This is a genomic window from Streptomyces corallincola (assembly GCF_019104725.1).
Lineage (GTDB): Bacteria > Actinomycetota > Actinomycetes > Streptomycetales > Streptomycetaceae > Streptomyces > Streptomyces corallincola.
Map to the genome: position 1 here is coordinate 120,054 of NZ_JAHRXF010000010.1, position 11,777 is coordinate 131,830.

Below are 11,777 nucleotides of genomic sequence, written 5' to 3' on the forward strand. Positions count from 1 at the left end.
GATTCGCAGTGCCGGTGGCCGCGAAGTCAGTCCGCCTGGCAGCCGATTTGGAGTCGGCACCAGGACCGTTGCAGGCGGCACGCAAATCCTGCCGAGGTGCCACAGAATGTGCATAACTCCTTACTCCCGACCACCTCAGGCGCTATCAGGTGTGACGGCCGTTACCCGCGCGGCTCCGCGCAGCATGCGGACGTCCGAGGTGCCGCGGCCACTCCCCAGACGGCCCACCCCCACATGGTGGTGTCCCGGTTGGGCGACTACTTCCTTCTGGGATCATCAGTCCAACAAGCGTGCCTGACGTACCACTTCGCCGATCCGTCTCGCCTCGCTCTGTGCCGGCGGGAAACCGATCCGCTCCGCCGGCCTCCTACCGTCGTTCGGCACCGTCGGGGACGGCCTGGACAACGCGATGAGGGAGTCGTTCTGGTCCTCGATGCAGATCGAGCTGCTCAACCGCCAGAGACGACATTCAACACTGGGCTAGGTGTCTTGCCCTGTGAGGTTGGGGACGCGGCTGGCGGGTGGTTGGCCTTTGAGTGCGGTGTGTCCGCGGTGGTGATTGTAGGTGTGCAGCCAGGTGGGGAACGCTGCGCGTCGTTCGGTCTCGGTGCGGTAGGGGCCCATTCGTCGAGGAGGGTGCGGTTGAGGCGTTCGACCTTGCCGTTGGTCTGCGGCTGGTAGGGCCGGGTTCGCTTGTGGGCGATCTGGGCCGCGGTGAGCAGGTCGCGCCAGTCGCGAGAGCGGTAGCAGGATCCGTTGTCGGTCAGGACCCGCTCGACGGTGATCCCGCACTCGGTGAAGAAGGCGTGAGCCCGCTTCCAGAAGCCGGTGACGGTCTCTTTCTTCTCGTCGGTGAGGATCTCGCTGTAGGCCAGGCGGGAGTGGTCGTCGACGGCGGTGTGCAGGTAGCTGTAGCCGGTGTTCGAGCGGTTCTTGCGGCCGAGGGTTCTGTGGCCGCCGCCGTCGGGGATGTTGCCGAGCTTCTTGATGTCGCGTGGACGAGTTCGCCGGGGCGGTCGCGTTCGTAGCGGCGTATGACACGGCCTGTTGCCCGGTCCAGGTGTGTGAGGCGGGCCAGTCTGTAGCGGGTCAGGACGCGGTGCACCGTCGAGGGCACCAGGTGCACCAGGTGGGCGATGCGGGCCGGTCCCCAGCGGCGCAGGACGCGGACCTTGATGATCCGGCGTTCGGTGCGGGTCGGGGTGCGGCGCGGGCTGTGGCGGGGGCGGCTGGACCGGTCGCTCATGCCGGCCTCGCCGAGGTGCCGGTAGCGGTCGGCCCACCGCCGGGCCGTGGTGGGTGAGACCTGGAATCGTTCCGCGGCGCGGCGAAGAGGCCAGCCGTCCTCGACGACGCAGTGGGCCAGGCGCAGGCGTCCGGTCTCGGTCAGGGGTGCATTACGGTAGGGCACGAGGGCCTTTCGGCCAGGTGTAGACATCGCAATCCACACCGCACCGGAAGGCCCTCACCCGTTCAAGATCCCTCAGCCGAGACCTGGCTCACCCGTCCACAACCTCCCCGGACAGAACAGCTAGAGCACCCCCATCGAGCACGAGCCACTCTCCGCACAAGACACTATCCACGCAGCCAGTTAAGGGCTGTCCCGTAATCCCCGGCGGGCGCACAACGACAGCTACGGCACCCCGCAGCGTTGTCGGGGTCGCCCGAATACGCCCAGTGCGAGGACGACTCTCGGCTTTGCGATGCACCGCATCTGACGCCGTGCGCCGACCCACCGGAGATTACGGGACAGCCCCTAGGGTGCCTGGCATGCGGACGATGAGCGGGGACGACGTGATGGACGCCGTGCACGGGTGCACGGAGGCGCTGCGGGCGGCGCTCGACCAGGACTGGAAAGGGGTCAAGGCCGGTCGCCTTGAGTGGAGTTGCCACAAGACGGTCGAGCACGTCGCCAGCGACCTGATCGCCTACGCCGGGCAGCTCGCCGGGCGCCCGCAGGACCGGTACGTGCCGTACGACATCGTGCTGGACGACGATGCCGACAACGAGGGGCTGCTGGAGGTGCTGGAGACCACCGGCACCCTGCTCGCCACCACCGTGCGCATCACCCCGCCCGAGGTCCGCGCCTTCCACCCGTACCCGTTCCGGCTCGCGGACCGCAAGGGCTTCGCGGCGATGGGCATCGCCGAAGTCCTGCTGCACACGCACGACTTGGCCGAGGGCCTCGGCATCTCCTACGAGCCGCCGCGCGACCTCGCCGACGCCGTGCTCGGCTGGCTCTTCCCGCACGTCCAGCCCGGCCCGGCGCCCTGGCCGACCCTGCTCTGGGCGACCGGACGCGGCGACCTCCCCGGCCGCGCCCCGGTGACCTCCTGGAAGTGGTGCAACAACCTCGTCCTGCACACCGACCGCCTCGACCTCGTCGGCGTCCGCCCCGCCGTCGCCCGCGACCTCGCCCTCGGCGGCACCGGCGGCTTCGACTGGACCGGCGGCAGCCCCCACGACGGCACCCGCGAGGCGTCCGCCTTCCTGGTCAAGGCATACGAATCCGGCCTCCACCGGCCCGAGTTCGGCATCTTCGTCCTGGTCCGCCGGGACACCGGACAGGCCGTCGGCGGCATCGGCTTCCACGGCACCCCCGACGCGGGCCGCGTCGAGATCGGCTACGACCTCGTGCCGGGCGCACGCGGCGCGGGCCACGCCACCGAGGCCGTCCGCGCCCTCACCGGGTGGGCCCTGGCCCGCGACGACGTACGGTCGGTCGTCGCCACCGTCGCCCTCGCCAACACCGCCTCCCAGGCGGTCGTCACCCGTGCGGGTTTCCGGAGGGTGGGGGAGGACGGGGACGCGGGCGAGGAGTTGACGTTCGAACTGCGGTGAGGCTTAGGGGAGTTCACCTCCACCCCGGCGAACCCCGGCTCGGCCCCACGCCCCGGCCCTCCGCCCCCGAAGACACCTGCCGCCCCAACACCCGCCGCCTCAACCCCCGCCCCCACCCCACCTCTTCCGCTGTCGCAACCCCGACTCCCTGAGCAGCCGGACCACTTCCCGGCTGCTGACCTCGACCGCCCCCGCGGCCACCGCGTCCGGGTAGCGCTGCGCGGGAAGGTCGTAGTGGTCGCGTTCGAAGGCGCGGCGGGGGACGCCCAACTCGTCGGCGAACGAACGCAGTTCGTCGTAGGAGAGGTCGCTGACGAGGTGGGACCAGAGGCGGCCGTGACCGGGCCAGGTGGGTGGGTCGATGTAGATGGCCACGGGGTGGTCACGCCCCGCCGGTGGCGTCCGCGAGGGCGCCGACGGGGGCCACCCGGACGCCCGCCTGGTAGCACACCCACTGCGGGTCGGGGCCCAGTTCGGGTTCGACCTCCAGGGCGTGCGGGTCGCCCGCGCCGCACACCGGGCAGAGCGGCCAGCGGCCGTACCGCTCCAGGAGCGCGTCCTGGACGTCCTGCGCGACCAGGCCGGTGACGTAACCGGCGCCGTCCGGCCACTGTTCGACCCACCATCTGCGCTGCGCGATGGACTCCTCGACCAGTGAGACGACATCGGCCTCCGCGACCCGGCCCGCGACGAGGTCCGCGAGGACCAGCGCGCGGGCGGCGTGCAGTACCTGTTCGAGAGGGCCGATGGACTCCATGCGTCCCATTGTGCGCACTCTTGACCGGGACACCGAACCGAAAATATCTTTCACGAGTGACCCAGAACGTGAAGGAAAGTTTCGGCAGCCCCGGTGGCTCCCTCGCCGCGAAGGTGCGTACGCTCGCGCCCTCCATGACCCGGTCGATGCAGCGGGTCGCGGAGGCGGTGGCCGCCGACCCGGCCGGGTGTGCCGCGCTCACCGTCACCGGCCTGGCGGAACTGACCGGCACCAGCGAGGCCACCGTGGTCCGCACCGCCCGCCTGCTCGGCTACCCCGGCTACCGGGACCTCCGGCTCGCTCTCGCCGGACTCGCCGCCCAGCAGCAGTCCGGCCGCGCCCCCGCCATCACCACGGACATAGCGGTGGACGACCCGATCGCGGACGTGGTCGCCAAGCTCGCCTACGAGGAGCAGCAGACCCTCGCGGACACCGCCGCCGGGCTGGACACCGCGCAGCTCGGCGCCGCCGTGGCCGCGCTCGCGGGCGCCCGCCGGACCGATGTGTACGGCATCGGCGCGTCCGGGCTGGTCGCGCAGGACCTCACCCAGAAGCTGCTGCGGATAGGGCTCATAGCCCACGCGCCCGGCGATCCGCACCTCGCGGTGACCAACGCGGTGCAGCTCCGCTCCGGGGACGTGGCCATCGCCATCACCCACTCCGGCTCCACCGGCGACGTCATCGAGCCGCTGCGGGCCGCGTTCGAGCGGGGCGCCACCACCGTCGCCATCACCGGGCGCCCGAACTCCGCCGTGACGCAGTACGCGGACCACGTACTCACCACCGCGACCTCCCGCGAGTCCGAACTGCGGCCCGCCGCGATGTCCTCCCGTACCAGTCAACTCCTCGTCGTGGACTGCCTGTTCGTCGGTGTCGCCCAGCGCACGTACGAGAGCGCGGCACCCGCGCTCGCCGCGTCGTACGAGGCACTGGCGCACCGGCACCGCAGCGCGCAGCGGTAGCGGTACGGGACCGGGACGACGCGGGCGGGCGCCGCGCACTCCCGCGCCCCCGCACTCCCGCACTCCCGCACCCCCGCCCCACCCCATACCTCCGACCCCAGCAGCCCCGGTCCCTCCCCGACCTGCACGGAAAGAGCCGTACCCCATGACCACCACCCCCCGTCGCCTCCAGAGCGAACTGGCCACGCTCACCACCGAGGCGTTCCGGCCCGAACTCGCCGAGATCGACCAGCTCCCGACCCTCGACATCGCCCGGCTGATGAACGGCGAGGACACCGGCGTGCCCGCCGCCGTCGCCGCGCGGCTGCCGGAGATCGCCGCCGCCATCGACGCCGTCGCCGCCCGGATGGCCCGCGGCGGCCGGCTGGTCTACGCCGGGGCCGGTACCGCCGGACGGCTGGGCGTCCTGGACGCCTCCGAGTGCCCGCCCACCTTCAACACCGACCCCGCCCGCGTCGTCGGCCTGATCGCGGGCGGCCCCTCCGCGATGGTCACCTCCGTGGAGGGCGCCGAGGACTCCCCCGAGCTGGCCCGGCGGGACCTGGACGCGCTGGGCCTCGGCCCGGACGACACGGTGGTCGGGATCTCCGCGTCCGGGCGTACGCCGTACGCCGTCGGGGCCGTGACGCACGCCCGGTCGCTGGGCGCGCTGACCGTGGGCCTGTCCTGCAACGCGGACAGTCCGCTCGCGGCGGCGGCCGAGCACGGCATCGAGGTGGTCGTCGGACCGGAGCTGCTCACCGGGTCCACCCGGTTGAAGGCCGGTACCGCGCAGAAGCTGGTGCTGAACATGGTCTCGACGATCACGATGATCCGGCTCGGCAAGACGTTCGGGAACCTGATGGTGGACGTGCGCGCCTCCAACGACAAGCTGCGGGCGCGCTCGCGGCGGATCATCGCGCTGGCCACCGGCGCCCCGGACGAGGAGATCGAGCGGGCGCTGACCGCGACCGGCGGTGAGGTGAAGAACGCGGTGCTGGTGGTGCTGGCCGGGGTGGACGGCCCTACGGCCGCCCGTCTTCTGGATGAGTCCGGCGGTCATCTGCGTGCCGCGCTGGCCGAGGCGACCGGCTGACCCGCACCCTCGGCAGGTGCCCCACACCCCCAGCACCCCCCACAGCACCGCCGCCGCGCTCCTCGCCCTCACCGGCGGCCCCGCCAACATCGTCTCCGTCACCCACTGCCTGACCCGGCTCCGCCTCACCGTCGCCGACCCGGCGGCGGTGGACGGGCCGGGAGTACGCGCCGTGCCCGGCGTCCTGGGGGTGGTGGCGGACGGCCCGTCCTGGCAGGTCGTCCTGGGACCGGGGGTGGTGGACGAGGTGACGCGCGCGTTCGAGGAGGCGGTGAACCAGGCGGAGGCGGCAGCCCCGACGGCTCCGGCTGCCCCGGCCGCTGCGAAGTCGGCTCCGGCCGCTGCGAAGACGACTCCGGCCGAGGACGCCGATACGGACGCCGACACGAGGGCGGGAGCGGAGGCGGGACCGGGGCCGGGGCGGCTGTCCCCGGTGAAGGCGTTCCTCCGCCGCCTGGCCGCCGTCTTCGTACCGCTGATCCCCGCGCTGATCGGGTGCGGGGTGCTGGCCGGGCTGAACGGGGTGCTGGTCAACACGGGTGCGCTGCCCGGTGTGACACCCGCGCTGTCCGCCGTCGCGTCGGCGTTCATGGCGCTGATCGCGGTGTTCGTGGGCGTCAACGCGGCGAAGGAGTTCGGCGGTACGCCCGTGCTGGGCGGGGCGGTCGCGGCCGTGGTCGTTTATCCGGGCGTGGCGAAGGTGACCGTCGCCGGGACCCACCTCGTACCCGGCCAGGGCGGGGTGCTCGGCGCGCTCGCCGCCGCGCTGCTCGCCACGCGGGTGGAACGCTGGTGCCGGGGCAGGGTCCCCGGCGCGCTGGACGTCCTCCTCACCCCGACCGTGACCGTCCTCGTCTCCGGCCTCGCCACGCTGTACGGCCTGATGTACGCGGCCGGGGTCGTCGCCTCCGCGATCGGTACGGCGGCGGACTGGCTGCTCGCCACCACCGGTGCCTTCGCCGGGCTGATCCTCGGCGGGCTGTTCCTGCCGCTGGTGATGCTCGGGCTGCACCAGGCGCTCATCCCGATCCACGCCACCCTCATCGAGCAGCAGGGCTACACCGTCCTGCTCCCCCTGCTGGCGATGGCGGGCGCCGGGCAGGTCGGCGCGGCCCTCGCGGTCTACGTCCGGCTCCGCCACGACGTCTCCCTGCGCACCACGATCCGTTCCGCCCTCCCCGCCGGACTCCTCGGCGTCGGCGAACCCCTGATCTACGGCGTCTCCCTCCCCCTCGGCCGCCCCTTCATGACCGCCTGCGCGGGCGGCGCGGCGGGCGGCGCCTTCGTCGGCTTCTTCGCCATGCTCGGCGACAAGGTCGGCGCCACCGCCATCGGCCCCTCCGGCTGGGCCCTGTTCCCCCTCCTGGCCGGCAACCGGGGCCTCGGTCTGACGGCCGCCGTCTACGGGGGCGGTCTCCTGACGGGGTACGCGGTCGGCTTCGCGGCGACCTATCTGTTCGGCTTCCGGGGTACGGCACCCGTCCGGCGCCCGGAGACGGGGACCGCGACGGGAACGGGCACGGCGTGACGCGCGGGCACGGCGTGACGCCGTCGCGGTGGGCCGGGCCGCCGGCCGAACAAGTACCGTCGTAGGCGGGACCCCGCTGAAGGGGTGCCGGAAGGACCGGAGGGTTATGAATCACGCGCAGCTCACGACGCTGGGCAGGGCGCTGAGGGTGCTCGGGGAGCAGGGGGAGTCGCTCAGCACGGACACCCCGGACACCCGCCTGCACGAGGTCCGCGCCGACCTGCGCCGCGCGCTGGACCTGCTGGACGAGGCGGTGACCGGCGGAAAACCGGCGACCCGCTGCGCGGAGCACCCGCAGGGCCCGGTGGACGAGAGCGCCCCGGACCTGTGCCTGCTGTGCGAGACGCGACGGCGCGCGCACCGCCGGTCGGAGTACGGCGGACGGCAGACCCCCGCGCACCCCGCGCAGACCGCCCCCTCCCGCTACGGCGTCCGCGCCGACCGCCCCCAGCCGCAGCAGCGCTGGCTGCCGGAGGCGTGGAACGGCAGGGAATGGCAGCTGTGCGGCACCCCCCGCCGGGACCGGCAGGAGGCCGAGGCGTACCTCGCGGCGCAGCGGCGCGGCTCCCGCCCCGCGATGGCGTACCGCCTGGTGCACGAGTTCACCGACTACGAGGTGCTGCGCGTCTGGGGCACCCCCGTCCAGACGGACGTCGAACCGCTCGGCAACCTCTGAACCGACGGCACAGCACACCGGCCGGGGCAGCGTCAGGGGCCGACTCCCTTCCGAGGAAAGGGAGTCGGCCCCTGACGGCGATCAACCACGGCGATCAACCACGGCGATCGACCGCGGCACGGTCAGCTCAGCGTCTTCAGCGACTCCGCGTTGTACGCCGTCAGCTCGTCGAAGCGCCCGGCGAGCACCTTGGCCGCCCACTGGGGGTCCTGGAGCAGCGCACGGCCGACGGCGACCATGTCGAACTCCTCGGCCTCCATGCGGTCGAGCAGGTCGTCCAGGCCGCGCAGCGACGAGCCCTGACCGGCGAACGCGCTGAGGAACTCGCCGTCCAGGCCGACCGAGCCCACGGTGATGACCGGCTTGCCGGTGATCTTCTTGGTCCAGCCCGCGAGGTTGAGGTCGGAGCCGTCGAACTCGGGCAGCCAGTAGCGGCGGGTGGAGGCGTGGAAGACATCGACACCGGCGGCGGTGAGCGGGGCGAGAATCGCCTCCAGCTCCTCCGGGGTCTCCGCGAGCCGCGCGTCGTACGCCTGCTGCTTCCACTGGGAGTAGCGGAAGATCACCGGGAAGTCCGGGGAGACGGCCGCGCGAACGGCGGCGACGATCTCGGCGGCGAAGCGGGTGCGCGCGACCGGGTCGCCGCCGTAGGCGTCGGTACGGCGGTTGGTGCCGGACCACAGGAACTGGTCGAGCAGGTAGCCGTGGGCGCCGTGCAGCTCGACCCCGTCGAAGCCGATGCGCTCGGCGTCGGCGGCGGCCTGCGCGAACGCGCCGATGACGGCGTCCAGGTCCACCTGGTCCATCGCCCGGCCGGTGGCCTGGTCGGCGCCGAGCCGCAGCCCGGACGGGCCGACGGCGGGGGCCTCGGTGAACGGCCCCTGGCCCTGCTCGCGGACCATGCCGATGTGCCAGAGCTGCGGGACGATGGTGCCGCCCGCCGCGTGCACGCCCTCGGCGACCTTCGCCCAGCCCGCGAGCTGCTCCTCGCCGTGGAAGCGCGGGACGCGGTTGCTGCTCCCGGCCGAGTCGTGGCCGACGTAGGTGCCCTCGGTGACGATGAGGCCGACACCGGCGGCGGCCCGGCGGGAGTAGTAGGAGACGACGTCCTCGCCGGGGATGCCGCCCGGCGAGAACATCCGGGTCATCGGCGCCATGACGATCCGGTTGGGGACGGTCAGTCCGCCCAGGGTGACCGGGCGGGACAGGATCTGGGACGCGCGGGACGCGGAAGACGTCGTGTCGCTCACGTGGGTACTCCTCGTACGGGGAAATCGAGCAAACCGGTAGGTATGTGTACAGCACAATGTTGCACCACCTGAAACAACTTGCGCCGGGTGCGCCGCATTCCCGTGACCCCGGACACGCCCGGCCGTCCCCGACCCGTCCCCGGACACGCCCGAGGGCGGTACCCCCCGCGTCTGCGGGGAGTACCGCCCTCGGTACGTAGGACGTGTTCCGATCCGGCCGGATCAGAAGTCCATGTCACCGCCCGGCATGCCGCCCGGAGCGGCCGCGGCGGCCTTCTCCGGCTTGTCGGCGATGACGGCCTCGGTGGTGAGGAACAGCGCGGCGATGGAGGCGGCGTTCTGCAGCGCGGAACGGGTCACCTTCGCCGGGTCGATGATGCCCTCGGCGACCAGATCGACGTACTCGCCCGTCGCGGCGTTCAGGCCGTGGCCGGGGGTCAGGTTGCGCACCTTCTCCACCACGACACCGCCCTCGAGACCGGCGTTGACGGCGATCTGCTTCAGCGGGGCCTCCAGCGCGAGCTTCACGGCCTGCGCGCCGGTCGCCTCGTCACCTTCCAGCTCCAGCTTCTCGAAGACCTGACCGGCCTGGAGCAGCGCGACGCCGCCACCGGCGACGATGCCCTCCTCGACGGCCGCCTTGGCGTTGCGCACGGCGTCCTCGATGCGGTGCTTGCGCTCCTTGAGCTCCACCTCGGTGGCGGCACCGGCCTTGATGACCGCGACGCCACCGGCAAGCTTCGCCAGGCGCTCCTGCAGCTTCTCGCGGTCGTAGTCCGAGTCGCTGTTCTCGATCTCGGCGCGGATCTGGTTCACGCGGCCGTTGACCTGGTCCGAGGAACCGGCGCCATCGACGATGGTGGTCTCGTCCTTGGTGATGACGACCTTGCGGGCGCGGCCCAGGAGGTCCAGGGTCGCGTTCTCCAGCTTGAGGCCGACCTCCTCGGAGATGACCTCGCCGCCCGTGAGGATGGCGATGTCGCCGAGCATGGCCTTGCGGCGGTCACCGAAGCCCGGAGCCTTGACGGCGACGGACTTGAAGGTGCCGCGGATCTTGTTGACGACCAGCGTCGAGAGGGCCTCGCCCTCCACGTCCTCGGCGATGATCAGCAGCGGCTTGCCCGACTGCATGACCTTCTCCAGCAGCGGGAGCAGGTCCTTGACCGAGGAGATCTTGGAGTTCGCGATGAGGATGTACGGGTCCTCGAGCGAGGACTCCATGCGCTCCATGTCGGTCGCGAAGTAGGCCGAGATGTAGCCCTTGTCGAAGCGCATGCCCTCGGTGAGCTCAAGCTCCAGACCGAAGGTGTTGCTCTCCTCGACGGTGATGACGCCTTCCTTGCCGACCTTGTCCATCGCCTCGGCGATGAGCTCGCCGATCTGGGTGTCGGCGGCGGAGATGGACGCGGTGGAGGCGATCTGCTCCTTGGTCTCGACGTCCTTCGCCTGCTCCAGCAGGGCGGCGGAGACGGCCTCGACGGCCTTCTCGATACCGCGCTTCAGAGCCATCGGGTTGGCACCGGCGGCCACGTTGCGCAGGCCCTCGCGGACCAGGGCCTGGGCCAGCACGGTGGCGGTGGTCGTACCGTCGCCCGCGACGTCGTCCGTCTTCTTGGCGACTTCCTTGACCAGCTCGGCGCCGATCTTCTCGTACGGGTCCTCGAGCTCGATCTCCTTGGCGATGGAGACACCATCGTTGGTGATCGTGGGGGCGCCCCACTTCTTCTCGAGGACGACGTTGCGGCCCTTGGGGCCGAGCGTCACCTTGACGGCGTCCGCGAGCTGGTTCATGCCGCGCTCGAGGCCGCGCCGCGCCTCCTCGTCGAACGCGATGATCTTGGCCATGTGAAGTGGTCCCTCCAGGACTGGGGGTGATTCTTCGGACCGCGCCCGCGCCCGCGACGGACGGCTCGCCGGCCTCGTGGTTCCTTATCCCACCCGGCCGCCGGGCCTCACCGACCCGGTCCTGCGTTGTCACTCTCACCTTCAGAGTGCTAACGCAATGATTAGCACTCGGCCTACGAGAGTGCAAGGCTCGCCCGCGAAGCGGGCGCGCGCCCCCCGCCCCGCGCGGGACCGTCCGGACACACGTCGAGGGGCCCGCACCCCGTCGGGTGCGGACCCCTCGCGTGAAGATCGTTTAGGCGCCGAGCCGGACCATGTCGGCCTGCGGACCCTTCTGACCCTGCGAGATCTCGAATTCGACCCGCTGGCCCTCTTCCAGGGTGCGGTACCCGTCCATCTGGATCGCGCTGTAGTGGACGAACACGTCCGCACCACCGTCTACCGCGATGAAGCCGTAGCCCTTCTCCGCGTTGAACCACTTGACGGTGCCCTGAGCCATGACCAACTCCCCTATTACTGGCCCTTGCACGAGACCGCACTTCGCGGACTCGGGTCGAATCCCGCCCCCTATGGGTTGGGGGTGTGCGCCGGAACGCGTCGATCGACCGCGGCTGAATGTATCTGTCCAACTGCCCTCTGCAACAGGTCAATCGGACGAGAAATCTGGACGCACGCGATCCGGAATGTGCCATGAATTCGGTTGAATCCAGGTCAATTCGGGCTCCACAAAACCCGTGAATGCCGCGAAAACCGCACCCACTTTGGCTACTTCTTGTCGGCTCGCGGCGGAGAAATTCGGGCCCCGGCGACAATGGCCGGAGGCGCGTTCCCCGACTCTACCGC

Annotated in this window: 10 protein-coding genes and 1 pseudogene; 5 read left to right on the forward strand and 6 right to left on the reverse strand. The window is 71.5% G+C overall.

Annotation, left to right across the window (positions count from 1 at the left end; all coding sequences use genetic code 11):
* Window positions 1–480 precede the first annotated feature (480 nt).
* A pseudogene (locus KUM39_RS10000) lies at window positions 481–1,438 on the reverse strand (IS481 family transposase).
* Between the two features lie 332 nt (window positions 1,439–1,770).
* Between KUM39_RS10000 and KUM39_RS10005 the strand changes: the two are divergent.
* Complete coding sequence (locus KUM39_RS10005) at window positions 1,771–2,841, forward strand: GNAT family N-acetyltransferase (RefSeq protein ID WP_217785105.1); 1,071 nt, start codon at window positions 1,771–1,773, stop codon at window positions 2,839–2,841.
* Between the two features lie 99 nt (window positions 2,842–2,940).
* Here KUM39_RS10005 and KUM39_RS10010 read toward each other — a convergent pair whose 3' ends face one another.
* The gene (locus KUM39_RS10010) at window positions 2,941–3,216 is read right to left on the reverse strand and encodes a DUF4031 domain-containing protein (protein ID WP_217785106.1); all 276 of its coding nucleotides are present in this window, start codon (window positions 3,214–3,216) and stop codon (window positions 2,941–2,943) included.
* Between the two features lie 7 nt (window positions 3,217–3,223).
* Window positions 3,224–3,598, reverse strand: a complete 375-nt coding sequence (locus tag KUM39_RS10015) for a DUF8819 family protein (protein WP_217785107.1) — start codon at window positions 3,596–3,598, stop codon at window positions 3,224–3,226.
* Between the two features lie 56 nt (window positions 3,599–3,654).
* Here KUM39_RS10015 and KUM39_RS10020 point away from each other — a divergent pair, with 56 nt between their 5' ends.
* The 4 genes from KUM39_RS10020 to KUM39_RS10035 all read left to right on the forward strand — a co-directional run bounded on the left by KUM39_RS10020 (window position 3,655) and on the right by KUM39_RS10035 (window position 7,839).
* Window positions 3,655–4,560 carry a MurR/RpiR family transcriptional regulator gene (locus tag KUM39_RS10020; protein WP_217785108.1) on the forward strand — a complete coding sequence of 302 codons (906 nt, stop codon included), beginning with the start codon at window positions 3,655–3,657 and terminating at the stop codon, window positions 4,558–4,560.
* 145 nt (window positions 4,561–4,705) lie between these two features.
* Window positions 4,706–5,635, forward strand: a complete 930-nt coding sequence (gene murQ / locus KUM39_RS10025; RefSeq protein WP_217785109.1) for an N-acetylmuramic acid 6-phosphate etherase — start codon at window positions 4,706–4,708, stop codon at window positions 5,633–5,635.
* Window positions 5,586–7,163: a PTS transporter subunit EIIC gene (locus KUM39_RS10030; protein WP_217785110.1), complete on the forward strand. Its 1,578-nt coding sequence runs from the start codon at window positions 5,586–5,588 to the stop codon at window positions 7,161–7,163. Before murQ ends, KUM39_RS10030 begins: the two co-directional genes overlap by 50 nt.
* 106 nt (window positions 7,164–7,269) lie before the next feature.
* Window positions 7,270–7,839, forward strand: coding sequence for a hypothetical protein (locus KUM39_RS10035; protein WP_217785111.1), 570 nt, complete (start codon window positions 7,270–7,272; stop codon window positions 7,837–7,839).
* Between the two features lie 122 nt (window positions 7,840–7,961).
* Here the strand turns inward: KUM39_RS10035 and KUM39_RS10040 are convergent, their stop codons facing one another.
* The 3 genes from KUM39_RS10040 to KUM39_RS10050 form a co-directional block, all read right to left on the reverse strand.
* Window positions 7,962–9,089, reverse strand: coding sequence for an NADH:flavin oxidoreductase (locus tag KUM39_RS10040; RefSeq protein WP_217785112.1), 1,128 nt, complete (start codon window positions 9,087–9,089; stop codon window positions 7,962–7,964).
* A 222-nt stretch (window positions 9,090–9,311) separates the two neighbouring features.
* Window positions 9,312–10,934 carry a chaperonin GroEL gene (gene groL, locus KUM39_RS10045; protein WP_217785113.1) on the reverse strand — a complete coding sequence of 541 codons (1,623 nt, stop codon included), beginning with the start codon at window positions 10,932–10,934 and terminating at the stop codon, window positions 9,312–9,314.
* Between the two features lie 295 nt (window positions 10,935–11,229).
* A complete protein-coding gene (locus tag KUM39_RS10050; protein ID WP_121788175.1) occupies window positions 11,230–11,433 on the reverse strand; it encodes a cold-shock protein in 204 nt (67 codons plus the stop codon).
* Window positions 11,434–11,777: the final 344 nt, after the last annotated feature.

What these genes read in the sequence shown, in the direction of transcription:
- KUM39_RS10005 (WP_217785105.1), top strand. Translation starts at nt 1,771, where the DNA reads ATGCGGACGATGAGCGGGGACGACGTGATGGACGCCGTGCACGGGTGC.
- KUM39_RS10015 (WP_217785107.1), bottom strand. Translation starts at nt 3,598, where the DNA reads ATGGAGTCCATCGGCCCTCTCGAACAGGTACTGCACGCCGCCCGCGCG.
- murQ (WP_217785109.1), top strand. Translation starts at nt 4,706, where the DNA reads ATGACCACCACCCCCCGTCGCCTCCAGAGCGAACTGGCCACGCTCACC.
- KUM39_RS10030 (WP_217785110.1), top strand. Translation starts at nt 5,586, where the DNA reads ATGAGTCCGGCGGTCATCTGCGTGCCGCGCTGGCCGAGGCGACCGGCT.
- KUM39_RS10035 (WP_217785111.1), top strand. Translation starts at nt 7,270, where the DNA reads ATGAATCACGCGCAGCTCACGACGCTGGGCAGGGCGCTGAGGGTGCTC.
- groL (WP_217785113.1), bottom strand. Translation starts at nt 10,934, where the DNA reads ATGGCCAAGATCATCGCGTTCGACGAGGAGGCGCGGCGCGGCCTCGAG.
- KUM39_RS10050 (WP_121788175.1), bottom strand. Translation starts at nt 11,433, where the DNA reads ATGGCTCAGGGCACCGTCAAGTGGTTCAACGCGGAGAAGGGCTACGGC.